Below are 16089 nucleotides of genomic sequence, written 5' to 3' on the forward strand. Positions count from 1 at the left end.
CTCCGGGTGACGTACGATCGGGCTTCCTTCGTCCCGGAAGGCGGACCGTCCATGCCCGTGCCGAGCCTGCTCGCGGTTTTCGCTCACCCGGACGACGAGTCGTTGTCGGCGGGCGGAGTGCTCGCCCGTCACGCGGCCGCGGGTGCGCGTACCGCGGTGGTGACGGCGACCTGGGCCGCGGACACCCAGCGGGCCGCGGAGTTGGCCGAGGCGCTGCGGATCCTGGGCGCCGGCGAGCCACGGATGCTCGGCTACGCCGACGCGCGCGCACCGCGGTCGGCCCCGGGGTGCGTGCGGTTCTGCGATGCGCCGTTCGACGAGGCGGTACGGCGGGTGGTGGCCCACATCCGTGAATTCCGCCCGGACATCGTGGTCACCCATGACGCCTACGGCGGGTTGTCCGGTCACCCGGATCACGTGCACACCCATCGGGTGACCATGCTCGCCGCCCAAGCGGCCGGGCTCGCGCAGCTGTACCCGGATGCCGGCGCCCCCTGGCAGCCGCATGCCCTCTATCTGGCCACGCATCCGCACTCCGCCGTGCCGGCGCTGAGAGATGTGTTCGGCGTGCGCAGAGCGGTGTACAGCGTTCCGGACGAGCAGGTCGCCGCGATCGTCGATGTCGGCCCCTGGGCGGAACAGAAGATCGCCGCGGTGCTGGCGCACCGCTCCGAGGTGGAGCGGGGAGCGCTACCGGGGCTGATCGCCGGTCTTCCGCCGGACGCACGGGAGCGGTTGCTCGCCACGGAGTGGTACATCCGCTGCAACCCCGCCGCTGTGCCTTCGGCGCTGACGGAATTGACCATCTCCCCGTGCGGCGAGAAACCCCTAGGCGGGGGCCACTTCGGGGCCCCGTAGGACGGGCTGCCGGTGGGCAACCTTCGCATCGCTGGCCTGCGTTGACCCGGGCGGGTGTCGAAGCGGTCGTCCCCGCGTCACTCGACTCCCCGGGCGATACGCAGCGGCAGGTGCGTGAACAGCCTCACCGCCTCCTCCCGCCACCACTCGCCCCAGCCGGACGCCTCGGCGGCGGCGCGCTCTGCGTAGCGGTTCAGGTCGGCGCGGAGCCGGGCGTCGGTGCCCTGGCGGCGGGCGATGTCCCGTACGCGTTCGACGGTTTCGGGCGTGCAGGCAGTGCCGAGGGCGGTTTCCACGACAGCCCGGTCGGCGGCGTCGGCCTGTTCGAGGACGGCGCGGAGGGCATAGGTGCGGCGGCCCGCGCGCAGGTCGCCGCCCGGGGGTTTGTCCAGGGCGTCGTCGTCGCCGAAGAGGTCGAGGTAGTCGTCGCGCAGCTGCCCGCAGATGCCGACCAGGGTGGCGTACCGGCGCAGGCGCGCGTCGTGGGGTCCGAGGTCCTCGCCCGCGGTGAGGAGCCCGAGGCGCAGCGGGGCGAGGATGGAGTACCGGGTGGACTTGTACTCCGTGACGGCGTGCAGCAGCTCTTCGCCCGGCAGGTCCTCGAAGTCCCGCTCCAGGTCGAGGATCTGGCCGGCGACCGCGTCCGTGGCCGCGCGGGTCTGCACCTCCAGCATGGCCTGCCGCAGCGGGGCGGGGACGTCCGCCTCCAGCAGCACCCGCAGCGACAGGAACGCGGCGAGGTCACCGGCGAGAACGGCCAGGCCCAGCGCGGTGCGCTCGTGGTCGGGGAAGGCGTGGCGGTAGGCGTAGTACGTGGAGGGTCCGCCGCGCCGTACGGGCGAGTCGTCGACGATGTCGTCGTGGACGAGCCCGTGCGTCTGCAGCAGTTCGACGCTGAGCGCGGCCTCCGCCAGGCCGGGTACGTCCTCGGTGGTCACCAGCCGGGCGGCCTCGTACAGCAGCACCACGCGCAGCCGCTTGCCGCCGCGCAGGGACAAATCCCTCAGCAGCTCCAGGCATCGGGGCGTGAAGCGGCCCTGCGGCGGGGCGTCGAATGTCGCCGCCAGACGCGTGAAGTACGCCGCGAAGGCGGTGTCGAAGCGGCGCCGGTGCGCGGCGAGACGCTCTTCGGTGGCGGCGGCTGCCGAGGAATTCATGAAGACCTTTCGAGCTCACGGGTGTGTGGCCAATGTACGTGTGAGCCGGCCGGGCCCCGGCAGGGCGCCTCCCCGGGTCCGCCGGGCGTGCCAACTCGGCCTTGCGCACGCCGGAGCCGATCCGCATGACGCGAAGACGGTGAGCATCCAGCACAATCGATTCGATCTCCGCGAGGTCGACGGGCTGCTGCTGGTGGGGCCGCCCGAGACGCCGTTGTTCAGCGTGCCGCGGCGCAGAAGCCGCCCGCCGAAGGTCCGGCTCGCGCCGGGGGAGTGGCATCGGTGGCAGATCAACTACCGGTTCGGCGACCAGAACGGGCCGTGGGGGTACCGGCTCGAAACGTTCAACGTCTCGTACGGACCCAACTCACCTGAGGTCTTCCTCGGCCCACCGACCCGCACGGTCGACGGGCGCGGCCCTCTGTGCTGAGCAGGATCAGCCCTTCCGGTCCCAGACATCCAGCGGGTTCACCGGCACCACGACCGGAGGGTGCCGCCGTGGGGCTCTCGCTTTCCCGCGGGCCTCTGCCACCTCCGTCTCGTCGGGGTGGACGACCATGACGGGGCCGTGGGCGTGCCTGAGGCAGTGGCGGCTGACCGAACCGTGCAGGAAGCGGTGCCACAGGCCATGGTCGCCGGCCCCGAGCACCAGCATGTCCGTGGTGTGGCGGGCGCTGGCGACCAGTGCCGGTCCCGGCTCCGCACGGATGACCCTGGGGGCCACGTTCAGACTGAACGGCGCCGCGCCGAGTGCCCTCTCGCACGTCTTCGTGAGGGTGTGGCGGGCCTCGGTCTCCCAGTGCGCGCGGATGTCGGACGGCGCGGGGTACATGGCGTCCGCCGCCTCCCCACCCGGCGGCGTCCAGGCCAGTACCGGACACAGGGCCGCGCCGTGCCGGGCCGCCTCCTGCGCGCCCTGCTTGAGGGCGGCGACGCTGCCCGCCGAACCGTCCACGCCGACGACGACGCGCTTCACCATCTGAGACATCTCTTCCGCCTCTCCGAAGAATTCGCTGTACGTCAATGCCACCGACCCTAGGAAGAGCGCACCCTTCCCCGTATCGACCTAAAGGCTGATAAATCGGGCGGAAGGCATCCACTGATCAGGGGGTGCCGGGTCCATGGCCGGCCGGGCCCTCCGGCGGTATGACCAGCACCGGCCCGGGAGCGTGCCGCAGGCAGTACCGGCTCACCGACCCCATCAGGAAGCGGTGCACCACGTTGTGTGATCCGCCGCCCACCACGAGTAGGTCGCCGTCCGCGGTCGCGGCCTCCACCAGCAGCGGGCCCACCTGTCCGCGCGCCACCACCGGGTCGCACGGCACGTCGTCCGGAAGGCCACCCGCACGCTCGCAGGCGCACATCAGGTCGTCGTGCGCCTTGTGCGCGAGCTCCCGTGCCGTCTCCGGGTCCGGCGGCCACATCATGTCGACGTAGTCGCCTTCGGGAGAGGAGTAGACGAGGACCGGACGCAGTGCGGCGTGGTGCCTGCGCGCCTCGCCCGCCGCCTGCCGCAGCGCGGCGATGCTGCCCGCCGAACCGTCGACACCGACCACGACGCGCCGTACCGAGTTCCTCATGTGCTTTCCTTTCCGGTCCCGTGCCGCCGCAGCGGGTGAGCGATACGTACGTTCTTCACGCTACGTACGTGGCACCCGGCGCGTGATCCGTCGGCCGGCCCACCGGGCGGTGGAGGCTCGTTCCACCGATCGGTGCGCGACGGCGCTGACCCGCCGTGCGAACTGGCCTGGAAGGGGGTCGCCGCGTTCGACCGCGAGGCCGGAGGTCAGCCGGTCGTCGGGCGGCGCCGCACCTCGAACTGGAAGCAGCCGTACTCCAGGGCTCGTACGTGCACCAAGGCCACCTCCGGATCGGCGAACGCTTCGTCGAAGGCCCGGTCGAAGCCGGCCTCGGCGTCGTCGGGGATCTCGAGGAGACGGCCCCCGACGATGTGTCCGGCGGAGTCGTAGCGGCGGACGGCGCGCAGCGCACCCGGTCGCGCGAAGGGATAGCCCCGGGCCTCCCGTGGTCCCCCGCAGTCCTCGGCGTGGATGAACACCGGCCCCACCTCGTCGTAGGCCCTGGGCTCGCCCCCGGTGGACGTCGCCCAGCGGCGCAGCGGAGCGTACGAGACGAGCGCGACCCGTTCGCCCGGCTCGATGGTCCGCAGGCAACAGCGCAACGGGCTGCCCACACAGGCGAGCGGAACGCCGTCCTCGCGTGCGACGTACGGCCGCGGCGGCCGCCCGGCATCGTCGATGCGGCGGAGTTCCTCGAGTGTGGTGGGAGGGATCGGCAGAGGTACGTATGTGGTCATGGGACCAGCGTCGGTTGTCGGCCGCCGACCCGCTGGCGGGATTCGGACGCGCAGGTGGGCCGGGGGAGGCTTCGGCCGGCGCGTCCTGTGCCGGCGCATCGGGGAGGCTCCGGATGCGGCCGTGCCCGGAGCGGCAGACGATGGGGGAGTGACCGGACACGCGCGGATCGTTGTCCACCCGCCGACCCCGTCGGGCGGGCGGCGGGTGACGGTCGGCGCGGAGAATCTCGGCGTGGCGTACGGCGTCGTCGACGTGATCGAGTTCATGCGACGGGCCGGTGCCGATCCGGACGGGGTCCGCCTGGACGACCCGACGGAGATCGAGTGGGTGGGCGGCGGGCCCGGGGTGTGGTCGTGAGGGTGGCGCTGTACGAGGTGTGAGGGCGGGGGCTTCCTCCGGGCGACCGTCGGAATCAGCCGGACTCCCGGGCGGCCGGGGGCTTGTCGGCTCTTCCCGAGGCGACGGTCGTCGTGGGGCGCGGGCGGCCGTGACCGTGGGTCCGGGCAAGTCGGCTGCCCGGACCCGGCGCGTCAGGCGGCGCCGACCTTCTCCAGCGTCAGGCAGCCCCGACCTTCTCCAGGAAATCGTCCAGGTTGACGTGCAACCGCTCGATCTGCTCTTCCAGCGTGAGCGATTCCTCGTAGCGCAGCCCCAGCCCGGTCTTCTTCTTGCCGCGGACGTAGAGCGAGCAGGCGAGGTCGGCGCACAGGTACGCGCCGACCGTGTTTCCCTGCCGGCCGGAGGCGCCGACCTTCGGTGCGGCGAGGAGGGCAACTCCCGTGCCGGGGTGGCCGGTTGTGCATATGGTGCAGATATTGGTCTTGGTGAAGCTGCGGCGGACGCCCTGCGGGGCCCGGAGGGTGACACCCACCAGCTTGCCGTCCCGCTCGGCGACCAGATAGCCGCGGTCCGGTGCGCCCGGGTCGCGCCAGCCGAGGAAGTCGAGATCGGACCAATCGCGTTCGGCCAGATCCCGGGGGATGCTGATCCTGCGGGCCTCGCCCTTCGAGCAGTTGACGAAAGAGGCGCGAATGTCCTCTTCGGTGAGTGGTTCCATGATGGATGAAACTAACATCGGCTCCGCGGTACGTCGCACGAATATTCCGGCGGTCGTGCCCTGCCGGACCGCCGCTGTTCCTCGACCTCAATCCTTGGCATCCGCGTAGCACTCCACCACGGCGGTGGTGAACGGGAACCGGGTGGGAGTGTCACCGAAAGCCAGGGACCCGGCCCGGTTCCCGGCCGCCCGGACGGCGTCCGCGACCGCTTCCGCCTCCTCCCGCGGGCAGTGCACGATCACCTCGTCGTGCTGGAAGAACACGAGCTCGGCGCGGAGCCCGTCGAGCGCCTGCCGCAAGGTGGCCAGGACGATCAGGGCCCAGTCGGCGGCGCTGCCCTGGACGACGAAGTTGCGGGTGAAGCGGCCCCGCGCCCTGGCGCTCGCCGTGCTGCCGCGGGGCGCGGGCTCCTCCTCCTGGGGAATCCCCGCCTCGTCGTCGACGGCGGTGGAGGCGGGAGGGCAGGTCCGGCCCAGCCACGTCCGCACCAGCCGGCCCTCCTCGCCCGCGCGCGCGGCGTCGTCCACGTACGCGACGGCCCGGGGAAAGCGGCGGCGCAGATCGGCCATGTGCTTCAGACCGTCCCCGGAGGTCTGGCCGTATATCGCTCCGAGCATCGCGAGCTTGGCCCGGTCGCGGTCGCCGGAGAAGGCACGCTCGGCCAGGTCGGCGTACAGGTCGCGGCCGCCGCCCGCGACGTCCATCAGCCCCGGGTCGCGGGAGATCGCCGCCAGTACGCGCGGTTCCAGCTGGTCGGCGTCCGCCACGACCAGCCGCCACCCCGGATCGGCGATCACCGCGCGGCGGACCACCCGGGGGATCTGCAGGGCCCCGCCGCCGTTGGTGGTCCACCGGCCCGAGACCGCGCCACCGGGCAGATACTCGGGGCGGAAGCGCCCGTCGTGGACCCACGACTGCAGCCACGACCAGCCGTGGGCCGTGTGCAGGCGGTAGAGCTTCTTGTACTCCAGCAGGGCCGGGACTGCCGGATGGCCGACCTTCCGCAGCTCCCACGCTCGCGTGGACGACAGGGCGAAGCCCGCGCGAGAGAAGGCCCTGACGATGTCGGCGGGCAGATCGGGCCGCACGGGCTCCCCGAACGCCTCCGACACCTCCAGGGCCAGCTCGGCCAGCCTCCGCGTCTCCTGGCCGCCCGGGTAGCGCTCGCCCAGCAGCTCGTCGAGCAACTCGCGGTGCACGTCGGCGCGCCACGGCACCCCGGCCCGCCGCAGCTCGGCCGCGACCAGCGTGCCGGCCGACTCGGCGGCGATGAGCAGCCGCATCCGCCCCGGGTGCCCGGTGCGCTCGGTACGGGCCAACTGCCCCGCGTAGACCTCCAGCAGCGCGTCCAGCTCGTCGACCCCCGGCGGCAGCGGCACCGGCCCCGGTGCGAACAGCGAAGGCTGGGTCTCCGCGGCCTGCACCGGCGGATCCGCCGGCACCGGCAGCTGCCGCAGCCGCGCCCACGCCGCGGCCAGCGAACGCGGCTGGCCCGACTGCCCTTCCTCATGGCCGATCAGCAGGGCCTCGGCGGCCTCGACGTCGTAGCACCGCTCCACGCGCACGCCGGCCGCGAGCAGCTCGCCGTACGAGCGCGCGGTGGACCGCCACACCCACCGGTCGGCCTCCGGGCGCGCCCGTACGGCCTCGGCCAGGCTCCGCTCGGTCACCACCGGCCCGGCGGGCCGCCCGGCGCCGTCGAGCGGGCGGAGCCGTACGCCCTCGCCGCCTGTCTCCTCAGCCACTGCCCATCTCACGCCCGAAGTGTCGCACCGGGGTCTGACAATGCCCTGCCTGCGACGATGCCCGGCCGCGCCGTCGTGATACCGGTCCGAGACGGGTCGCGCCCCCGGGCGCTGACGGGGCGGTGACGCGCATGCGGCGCGGAATGGCGGGCAGGCGACGGGGCGGTATCGCGAGTGTGTCTTCAGCAGAGGAGAACTCCATGTTGCTTGCCCACCCCGCTGTTCTGGAGGGCCTCGTGCAGCGGTACACAGCGCTCGAACAGGCTCTGGTGACAGGCGACGCGGACCCGGCCGTACGGCAGAAGATGGCCGACGTCGTCTATACGTTGTGCGTCTCGACCGGCACGCGCGACATCAACGCGGCCCTGACCGCCGCACGACATCGCCTGCCGGCCGCCCGCGCCGAGGACGACGGCGCGGGCACTGCCGGCTGACACGTGTCGCCCCTGCTCCGGCCGCCGGACCGTAGGCCTCTCCCGCACGGCGGCGCCGCCTTCCCGCCGTGCGGTCCCGGGGTCAGGCCGGGCGTCGGGCACGGATCACCACCAGCTCCTCCTCGTCCTGAGGAGGCGGCAGGATTCCGCGCGCCCTGAGCCAGTCGGCCCGGGAGCGCAGCACCGGGCCGAAGGGGACGAGCCTGCGCTCGGTGACCTCGGCGACCAGCCCCGCCCCCGCCGGCAGGCGCAGAGTGGTGGCGGGGCCGCTCAGCGCGGAGTGCACGAGCAGCAACACGCCGCCCGGCCGCATCAGCGCGGGCACACCCGCGCACAGGCGGTCCAGCAGGACCCGGCCGTCGCGGCCAGCGTCCCACGCGCGGGCCGGACCCCGGACGGGAAGCTCCGCGTGATGCGACGGTACGCAGGGCGGATTGGCCAGCACCAGGTCGAAGAGCTGCCCCGCGACCGGAGCCAGCAGGTCGCCGCGCCGGACGCGGACGCGGCGGCGGGACAGCGCGGCGTTGACCCGGGCGGCGAGGACGGCGCGGCGTGAGACGTCGATGGCCACGACCCGCGCCGCGCCCGCGCGGGAGGCGGCCAGAGCGAGCACGCCGGTCCCGGTCCCCACGTCCAGGACATGAGGGCCGGGAGGCAGACTCTCCTGCCGGAGGGTTGCCACCAGGAGTGCCGTGTCCTCCTGAGGCTCGTAGACACCAGGAGGTCGGATCAGCCACATGTGCCCCTGGGTATCCCGGCGCTGCCGGGCGAAACCCCGTCTCCATCCGGGCCGTGAGGGAGAGGACCGCTCAGGGTGCGGAACCGGACTCCTGGTGCGGCACGACCTGGACGGTCGGGACCGTCGGCGGCGGGAGGGTGGCCGCCTCCCGCTGTTCGCGCGCGTAGAGCGGTGCCGGGTCGGGAAGCCGGGGGAAGGAGCGGTCGTGACGGCCGAGGCGCAGTGCCGCCGTCAGGTCTCCCACGGTCTCCCGGCGCCAAGCGCTGATGTTGGGTTCGCGCACGCCGAACCGCCGCTCCAGGAACCTCAGCGTGGAGGTGTGGTCGAAGACCTCACCGCACACCCGGCCGCCGCGGCTCCACGGCGAGATCACCAGCGCGGGCACGCGGAAGCCAAGCCCGACGGGCCCGGCGATGCCCGAGGCGCCGTCCGGCAGCGGGGAGGCGGTGACCCATTCCCCTGGCGTCCCCTCCGGCGCGGTGGGCGGGGGTACGTGGTCGAAGCGGCCGTCGTTCTCGTCGTAGCTGACGACGAAGACGGTCTTGGCCCATACGTCGGGGCGCGAGCCCAGCGCGTCGAGGATGGTGTACATGTACAGAGCGCCGGCCGCGGGGAAGTTGTCGGGCTCCTCGGACGCCTCCGGGAGCCCGTAGACCGACGGCAGGTACTGGGCGTCCAGCCAGGTGACCGACGGCAGCCGGTCGCCGAGTACGAGGTCGGCCACCTGGGACGGCGAGTAGGGCACCATCGCGTTGTCGTACAAGGGCTCGCCCGGCCGTGCGTCCTGGAACGCCTTGAACCAGCCGAGGTCGGTGTCGGGAGGATAGGCGGTGCAGTAGCGCCAGCTGACGCCGGCCGCCTGGAGCCGCTCGGGGTAGGTGGTCCACCGGAACGCCGTGGAGTGGTTGTCCACGACCGGGCCGCCGCGCGTGCCGTCCGGGTCGATGGTGCCGCTGATCGCCATGACCCGGTTGGGATGGGTCGGGCCGAGCACCGAGCAGAAGTAGTGGTCGCAGACGGTGAAGGCGTCGGCGAGCGCGAAGTGGAAGGGCAGGTCGTCGCGGGTGTAATAGCCCATCGTGAACGGGCCCTTGACCGGGCCGTCCGCGGCGCGGTGCGTCGGCACCCAGTTGTCCATGCGGCCGCCGTTCCAGGACAGGTGCTGCGACTGCCACGAGTGGCTGGTGCCGTAGGCGCGTGCGGAGTTAGTCGTGGTGGTGTCGTTGTGGAACGGCAGGAGATAGCCGTCGGGGTGCTCGGGGTCCGGCTGATAGAACACCGGGCGCCCGGAGGGCAGGGTGACGGCGTCGGGGTCGTCGAAGCCGCGGACTCCGGCGAGCGTGCCGAAGTAGTGGTCGAACGACCGGTTCTCCTGCATCAGGAAGATGACGTGCTCGATCTGGCCGAGCGAGTGCAGGGGGCGTTCGGGCGCCGCGAGGGCCTTGCGCATCGACGTGGGCAGCGCCGACAGCCCCGCCGCCCCGGCCGTCGTCGAAGCCGCGGTTCGCAGGATGCCGCGCCGGGTGATGTCGTGGACCGGGTCTTCGTGCATTGCCTCACCCCTCGGAGCCTGGAGGGCGCGTACACGGAAGTGGCGGAGTCCGACTCCGCCGCACGCGCATCGTACGGCGCGTTGAGTGCGTGCTCGCAAGGTGGCCGAGGCGACGGGCGGGTTACTTCTCGGCCCGGGCAATGCCCTTCGCGGGGAGTCTTCCTCCTGAACTCGGGGGACGCGCTTCGGGAGGTGCCTATGGTCTTGTGCCCCCCGAAGGGAAGAGGACCGCGTCCGCCAGGCGGTCGCGCAGCCAGCGGTGCCCCGGGTCGGCGGAGTTGCGGGGGTGCCAGGCCAGCCCGAAGTCGAGAGGAGGCAGGTCGAGGGGGATGGGGAAGGTGCGCAGCCCCAGTGCGGAGACGGTGTCGGGGAGCCAGTCGGCCACGGTGAGCGTGACGAGGTCGGTGTCCCGGGCGAGGATCATCGCGCCCGTATGGCTGGGTACGACGACTGCGGTACGGCGTCGCAGCCCGAGTTTCGCCAGCGCGCTGTCGATGGGGCCGAGGCGCTTGCCGAGCCGGGAGATGCCTATGTGGTCGGCCGCGGCGAAACGGCGGGCGTCGATCCGCCCGTCGAAGAGCGGATGACCGCTGCGGGCGATGCCGACCAGGGGCATCCGGGTGAGCTGCCGGGTCTGGATCTCCGGGTCCAGGTGGCTGAGGACGCCCAGTTCGACGTCCACCCAGCCCTGCCGCAGCCCGGGTCCGCCCTCCAGCACTTCCGGCAGGAAGACCACGTCCACATGCGGGGCCTCCGCGTGGATCCGCTCGGTCAGGGTCCCGGCCAGCCCCGCCAGGAGCAGGTCGCTGGTCTGTACGGTGAAGGTGCGCTGGAGACGCGCGGCCTCGAAACCGGCCCCGGGGCGCAGGACGTTGTCGCAGCCGCGCAGCAACGCGCTCACCTCCTCGCGGAGTTCCAGGGCTCGCGGGGTGGGGACCATCCCCTGGCCGGCGCGGACCAGCAGGGGGTCGCCGACGGCGCGGCGGAGCCGGGCCAGCGTACGGCTGACCGCCGCCGGTGACGTGCCGAGCCGCTCCGCGGCGCGGGTCACGCTGTTCTCCTGGAGCAGGGCGTCCAGAGATCGCAGCAGGTTGAGATCCATCGAAGCTCCTGAACTGCATTTTTGCGTCTGGGCCAACTATTTGGTGCCAATTCTTGCATTGTCGTGGAGTCCTCCCGCGCCGAGAGTTGGAGATGTCAGCCAAGACGCGTGACACCCCCTCCGTACCTGTCAAGGAGTCCTCCATGCAGCAGTCCCCCCGTGCCGGCCGAGAAGGCGACGTCCTGGCCGTCGTCAGTCTGACCGGGACGGTCTCGTTCTTCGACGCCGCCTCCGACCGGCACATCGGCGCGGTGGAAGTCCCCGCCCAGCCGCACGAGTTGTGCTTCGACCCGACGCAGCGGCTGCTGTGGTGCACGACGCCGTACCGCTCGGGCTACTACGGCGCGAACGGCGGCCGGCGCACCGAGGTGACCGTCATCGACCCCGACACCCGCCGCATCGTCGAGGTGATCGACCTCGCCCCGGAACACGGGCCGCACGGCCTGGCGTTGGACACGGCGCGCCGCCGCCTCTACGTCAGCGTGGAGGGTTCGGCGGACCGGCCCGGCGGTGTCGTGGTGATCGACACGGAGACCCGGCGCCCCCTGGGCAGGATCGACACGGGTGCGCCCGGCCCGCACTGGTTCGCCGTCGACCCGGCCGGTGCGACGGGGTACGCCACCAACAAGGAGGCGCCGTTCGTGTCCGTCGTCGACCTGGACAAGGGAGTCCTCACGGCGAAGGCCGACGTGCCGGGCAGTGAGGGGCTCGCCGTCTCCGCCGACGGCACGCGGGTCTTCGTCGCCGCGCCCCACGGCGGTTCCTTCTCCACCGATGCCGATGCCGACGCCCAAGAGCGGCCGGTCAAGGGGATCCGGGTCATCGACGCCCGGACGGCGTCCGTCGTCGACATCCTGCCCACGGACGACATCGTCCTGCCGGTGCACCTGACTTCGACGGGAAAGCTGCTCGTGGGGGAGACGAGCACGGGACCCTTCCCGGCGTCCCGGCCCGGAGGCGCCGAGCCGGGGCGGCTCACGGTGTTCTCCGCCGACACGCACGAGCGGCTCGGCGGCGTCGAGACAGGGCTCTTCCCGCTGACCATCACCTCCTCTCCCGACGGCCGCATCGCCTATGTGTCCGGTATGGCCTCGTCGACCGTCGACATCGTCGACCTGGAGACGCTGCGGGGCCTGGGCCGGCTGGATATCACCAAGGCGGGCGGGACCGGCGCCCACGGACTGGCCTACATCCCGCGCCCGGTGTGAGCTTGTCCACTGCTGCGCCCGGTCGTTACCGTGCGGCAGTGGACCTCTTCTCACGCTCTTGGACAGCATTGCGCACGGCGGTCGCCGCAATCCCGGACGAGGACTTCGAGCGGCCGTCGGGCTGCGGCCGAGCGGATCTGTTCGCGGCCGGAGTGATGGGTGCGGATCCGACCGTTACCGCTCTCCCGGGCAGCACTCGCCGGGCGGAGCCGGCCAAGTGACGGTGGACGTACGGGGGAGAGCCAGGACCCCGCCGTCGTCACCTTCGAGACGCTCACATCGCCGTCACCTCGTCCGCCGCACCGTGTCCCAGGAGGTCGTGGAGGAGCGGGGTGGCGGGCAGTGACGGGTGCAGATAGACGTGCTCGCGGCGCTGTTCGACGGCGGCCAGCAGGGTGCGGAAGGTGGCCTTCGCCTCCTCCGTGCGCCCGGCGCGGTGCTGGGCCTGGCCGAGCAGGCCCAGATGGAGCGGATGGCGCAGGCGCGTGCTGGATCCGCGCAGTTCGGCCAGGGAGGCGTGCATCAGGCCGAGCCCGTCCACCGGCTGTCCCGAGTGCGTCAGGCCCCAGCCTTCGAGCAGGCCGAGCATCGCCTTCCAGTAGAGCAGCCCGTATTCGCCCGCCAGGCGGACACCCTCGGCGGCGGAGGCGCGCGCCGTGGGGGCGTCGCCCTCCCAGGCCGCGATGACCGCGTCCACGTAGAGGGCGAAGGACCGGTCGGAGGGCCTGCTCTCGTACTCGGTCAGCCGCAGCAGCTCGCGGCGGCGCGCCCCCGCGGTGCGCCGGTCGCCGAGGAGCCAGTGGGTGAAGGCGTCGTACGAGCGGCAGGAGACGCGCGGGTCGTGCTGGAACGTACGGGCCAGCGAGTGGCCCTCACGGGCGAAGCGGTCCGCCATCTCGACGCCGCGCTCCAGCTCGGCCAGCGCCTGCGGCAGTTGGCCGCGGACGTGCAGCACGATGCCCTCGCCGTACGCCGCGCCGAGCACCGCCACGGGCTCCTGGGAACGGTCCGCGATGTCCCGCAGCAGCCCGGAGAACTGCCGGGAGGCGTCGTAGCGGCCGGTGACGAGATAGGCCGCGCACAGGGCCCAGAGCACCGACGGGTCCTCGGGCGCCTGGGTGGCCTCGCTGAGGGCGCGGCCGCGCGCGAGCTCCGTCTCGGCCTCCGGGTGGCCGTAACCCCGGGTGGTGGCCAGCACTTGGCCGAGCTGGATGTGCAGCCGCTGTTCCAGCCGCAGGGTCGACGGGTCGTCGACGGGCAGGGAGCCGACCAGGTGCACCGCCCGGCGCAGCCAGGTCTCCACCTGCTCGTAGGCCAGCTGCTGTTCGGCGTGCTCGGCGGCGCGCAGCAGCCGGGGGAGTGCCTGCTCGGCGGGCAGCGCCTTCTTGGCGTGCCACGAGTGGTGGGCCACCCGCTCGATCTCCTCGTCCCCCACCTGGCCGGGCCTGCGGGGGCACAGGGCCCCGGCGACCCGGGCGTGCAACCGGTGCCGGTCCTCGCGCGCGAGCTCGTCGACCAGCGTCTCCCGCACCAGGGCGTGGGCGAAGTGCAGCCGCTCGGGGCGGTGCGGGTCCTCACCGAGGAGCCCGGCGCGGATCGCCGACTCCAGCGCCTCGGCGACCGGTTCGTCCTCGGTGGCGGTGCGGTGCAGCAGATCGGTGTCGATCTCGGCGCCGATGACGGCGCACAGCCGCAGGACGCGCAGGACCGGCTCGGGCAGCGCCGCGAACCGCTGGTGCAGGGCCTCGCGCACACCGGTCGGAATGCGGGCGAGGAGCACGTCCACCGCGTCCGCGCGGTGCAGGCTGCGCGCGTTGTCCAGCAGCGAGAGGAGCTGCATGACGAAGTACGGGTTGCCCTCGCTGCGCCGGTGCAGCACCTCGACGACCTTGGCGTCCACGCCCGGCCCCGCCTGCGCCCAGACCAGGGAGGCGACGGCCTGCCGGGAGAGCCCGCCGAGCCGGAGGGTCTCGGTCCTGGGGCCGCGCAGGATCTCGGTGATCATCCGGCGCACCGTGGCGTCGGACTCGACCTCCAGCTCACGGGCGGTCAGCACGATGCCGAGCGGGTGGCCCTGGCGGCGGATGCTCAGGAGCCTGAGCAGGTCCAGGGAGGCGGTGTCGGCCCAGTGCAGGTCTTCGAGGAGCAGCACGAGCGGCCGCTGCGCGGCCAGGGTGAGCAGGACCTCGCAGACCGCGTCGTGGGTGAGGAACCGGGCCTGGCCCCAGTCGGAGTCGCCGACGGGCCCGGCCGAGCGCTCGGGCATCAGGGGGGCGAGCAGGGGGCCGAAGGGCTCCGTCGCCCGGCGGAAGGCGTCGGGGCGGGTGGCGGAGAGACGCCGCAGGACCTGGGTCCACGGCCAGTAGGGCGGTACTCCCTCGCCGGGGAAGCAGTGGCTCCAGATCACCTCCAGGCCGGTGCCGTCCGGCTGTTCGCCGGCGGCCTCCAGCCGTGGGGCGAGTTCGAGGAGCAGCCGGGTCTTGCCGACACCGGCGGGGCCGAGGACGCCGGCCACGTGTCCGTGGCCGACGAGCGCGCTCGTTGCGGCGGTCGTCAGGCGGTACAGCTCCACGCAGCGGCCGGTGAACGGTGAGGGGATGCTCGCCCGTCCGAGGTCCACCTGGTCGGTGGTGGTGGCCCGGGCCGCGGTGTCCCGCGTGGTGCGTCCGGCCGCCGGCTGTTCCGTACGCTCCCCGTCGGTCCCGGCCGGGGCGGCCTCGAACTCCCCGTCCCCGTCGGCCGGTCCGCGCCGGGCGGACCTGCCTGGCGCCTCGGCGTCGCCGTTCCTCCCGGGCTCCCGTGCCGCCTGTGACGAGGGGCCGTCGCCGGCCTTCCGTTCCCCGGGGTCGTCCGTCCTCGCGGCCGTACGCTTCCCCGCCCGTACGGGCTCGGGGCGTTCGGGGCGGGGTTTGTCGGCGGCCCCGCACGTCTCCGGCTCCTGGCGGAGGATCGCGGTCCGGATCCGCCGGAGTTCGGCGGCGGTGTCCACGCCGAACTCCTCGACCAGGTGGTGGCGGGTCCGTTCGTACACCTCCAGCGCCTCGGCCTGCCGTCCGAGCCGGGACAAGGCGGTCATCAAGTGGCCGACGAGGCGTTCCCGCGTCGGGTGGCGGCGTGCCTCGCGGTCCAGTTCCGCGGCCACTTCCTCGGCGGCGCCGAGGGCCAGCCGGGCTTCCGCGCAGGACTCCACTGCGGTGAGCCGGACCTGTTCCAGCCGGGTGCCCTCGTCGCTGAGCGGCGGGTGGCCGTCGAACTCCGCGTAGGGCGAGCCGCGCCACAGCCCGAGCGCCTCGGTGAACCGGTCGCGGGCCGAGAGCGGCTCGCGGCGGTCCAGGAGCCGCCGCCCGTCGGTGACCAGGCGCTCGAAGCGGCAGACGTCGATCTGTTCGGGATCGAGTTCCAGGACGTAGCCGGGGGCCCGGTGGCGCAGCACCGACGGGCGGCCGGGGCCGTCCGCGGGGTGCAGGGCGCGGCGCAGGTGGGAGACGTGGCTCTGGAGGGTGGCGACGGCCTGGCGCGGTGGTTCCTCGCCCCACAGTTCCTCGATGAGCAGTTCCGTCGGCACCACGCGGCCCAGGCGTATCAGCAGCAGGGCCAGCAACGCGCGCCTGCGGGGCGGGCCGAGGGGGAAGTCCTGTCCCCCGTGGCGTGCCGACATGGGACCCAGGACGCTCAGCAGGGGTTCCGGGGAGAGGGCTGTCGGCGGAGTCGGTATCGGGGATACGGGCATGTGGTTCCCAATCGTTCTCGCACGCGCGACTGTGCTGACGGATGGTCGACGCCGTTGTCGGCCGACCCCCGCCGAATTGGATCTTGGCATAGGAAACGACGCATTCCAAGGTCGAGACTCAGCGGTCGGCAAGGTATCGGCAAGGATTCCGCAGGCGGTTCGCCGAGGACACCGGAATTCGGCCACAG

The 16089-nt window shown here is 72.9% G+C and carries 15 protein-coding genes and 1 pseudogene; 6 read left to right on the forward strand and 10 right to left on the reverse strand.

Annotation, left to right across the window (positions count from 1 at the left end; genetic code table 11):
- The first annotated feature begins 51 nt into the window (after positions 1-51).
- Positions 52-858 carry a PIG-L family deacetylase gene (locus AB0435_RS03310; protein WP_366426079.1) on the forward strand — a complete coding sequence of 269 codons (807 nt, stop codon included), beginning with the start codon at positions 52-54 and terminating at the stop codon, positions 856-858.
- 77 nt (positions 859-935) lie between these two features.
- Here AB0435_RS03310 and AB0435_RS03315 read toward each other — a convergent pair whose 3' ends face one another.
- Positions 936-2015, reverse strand: a complete 1080-nt coding sequence (locus AB0435_RS03315; RefSeq protein ID WP_366426080.1) for a polyprenyl synthetase family protein — start codon at positions 2013-2015, stop codon at positions 936-938.
- 139 nt (positions 2016-2154) lie between these two features.
- Between AB0435_RS03315 and AB0435_RS03320 the strand changes: the two genes are divergently transcribed.
- On the forward strand, positions 2155-2445 hold the full coding sequence (locus AB0435_RS03320) for a hypothetical protein (protein WP_366426081.1): 291 nt from the start codon (positions 2155-2157) through the stop codon (positions 2443-2445).
- Between the two features lie 6 nt (positions 2446-2451).
- Here AB0435_RS03320 and AB0435_RS03325 read toward each other — a convergent pair whose 3' ends face one another.
- The 3 genes from AB0435_RS03325 to AB0435_RS03335 all read right to left on the reverse strand — a co-directional run bounded on the left by AB0435_RS03325 (position 2452) and on the right by AB0435_RS03335 (position 4332).
- Entirely contained in the window at positions 2452-3003 is a 552-nt protein-coding gene (locus AB0435_RS03325; protein WP_366426082.1) for a universal stress protein, read from the reverse strand.
- A gap of 115 nt (positions 3004-3118) precedes the next feature.
- Positions 3119-3595 (reverse strand): universal stress protein, encoded by a 477-nt coding sequence (locus AB0435_RS03330; protein WP_366002432.1) that lies wholly within the window; start codon positions 3593-3595, stop codon positions 3119-3121.
- A 206-nt stretch (positions 3596-3801) separates the two neighbouring features.
- Entirely contained in the window at positions 3802-4332 is a 531-nt protein-coding gene (locus AB0435_RS03335; protein ID WP_366002431.1) for a DUF1203 domain-containing protein, read from the reverse strand.
- A 148-nt stretch (positions 4333-4480) separates the two neighbouring features.
- On the opposite strand from AB0435_RS03335, the gene AB0435_RS03340 reads away from it, so the two are divergent.
- Complete coding sequence (locus AB0435_RS03340; protein WP_366002430.1) at positions 4481-4690, forward strand: hypothetical protein; 210 nt, start codon at positions 4481-4483, stop codon at positions 4688-4690.
- Between the two features lie 199 nt (positions 4691-4889).
- Here AB0435_RS03340 and AB0435_RS03345 read toward each other — a convergent pair whose 3' ends face one another.
- Positions 4890-5390 carry an FBP domain-containing protein gene (locus AB0435_RS03345; RefSeq protein ID WP_366002429.1) on the reverse strand — a complete coding sequence of 167 codons (501 nt, stop codon included), beginning with the start codon at positions 5388-5390 and terminating at the stop codon, positions 4890-4892.
- An 87-nt stretch (positions 5391-5477) separates the two neighbouring features.
- Entirely contained in the window at positions 5478-7148 is a 1671-nt protein-coding gene (locus AB0435_RS03350; protein ID WP_366426083.1) for a bifunctional 3'-5' exonuclease/DNA polymerase, read from the reverse strand.
- Between the two features lie 188 nt (positions 7149-7336).
- Here AB0435_RS03350 and AB0435_RS03355 point away from each other — a divergent pair, with 188 nt between their 5' ends.
- Positions 7337-7570, forward strand: coding sequence for a DUF5133 domain-containing protein (locus AB0435_RS03355; RefSeq protein WP_366002427.1), 234 nt, complete (start codon positions 7337-7339; stop codon positions 7568-7570).
- A gap of 82 nt (positions 7571-7652) precedes the next feature.
- On the opposite strand, the gene AB0435_RS03360 is transcribed toward AB0435_RS03355, so the two are convergent.
- From AB0435_RS03360 to AB0435_RS03370, 3 genes are all read right to left on the reverse strand, one after another.
- Positions 7653-8309: a HemK2/MTQ2 family protein methyltransferase gene (locus AB0435_RS03360; RefSeq protein ID WP_366002426.1), complete on the reverse strand. Its 657-nt coding sequence runs from the start codon at positions 8307-8309 to the stop codon at positions 7653-7655.
- 70 nt (positions 8310-8379) lie between these two features.
- On the reverse strand, positions 8380-9861 hold the full coding sequence (locus AB0435_RS03365) for an alkaline phosphatase family protein (protein ID WP_366002425.1): 1482 nt from the start codon (positions 9859-9861) through the stop codon (positions 8380-8382).
- Positions 9862-10057: 196 nt separating this feature from the next.
- Positions 10058-10963, reverse strand: a complete 906-nt coding sequence (locus AB0435_RS03370) for a LysR family transcriptional regulator (protein WP_366426084.1) — start codon at positions 10961-10963, stop codon at positions 10058-10060.
- 143 nt (positions 10964-11106) lie between these two features.
- Here AB0435_RS03370 and AB0435_RS03375 point away from each other — a divergent pair, with 143 nt between their 5' ends.
- Both AB0435_RS03375 and AB0435_RS03380 read left to right on the forward strand, forming a co-directional pair.
- Entirely contained in the window at positions 11107-12171 is a 1065-nt protein-coding gene (locus AB0435_RS03375) for a YncE family protein (protein ID WP_366002423.1), read from the forward strand.
- Between the two features lie 38 nt (positions 12172-12209).
- Positions 12210-12296: pseudogene (locus AB0435_RS03380) on the forward strand (maleylpyruvate isomerase); the annotation flags it as partial.
- Between the two features lie 149 nt (positions 12297-12445).
- Here the strand turns inward: AB0435_RS03380 and AB0435_RS03385 are convergent.
- Positions 12446-15829 (reverse strand): BTAD domain-containing putative transcriptional regulator, encoded by a 3384-nt coding sequence (locus AB0435_RS03385; protein ID WP_366002422.1) that lies wholly within the window; start codon positions 15827-15829, stop codon positions 12446-12448.
- Between the last annotated feature and the right edge of the window lie 260 nt (positions 15830-16089).

The sequence above is a fragment of the Streptomyces sp. NPDC051173 genome (genome assembly GCF_040689515.1).
Taxonomy (GTDB): domain Bacteria; phylum Actinomycetota; class Actinomycetes; order Streptomycetales; family Streptomycetaceae; genus Streptomyces.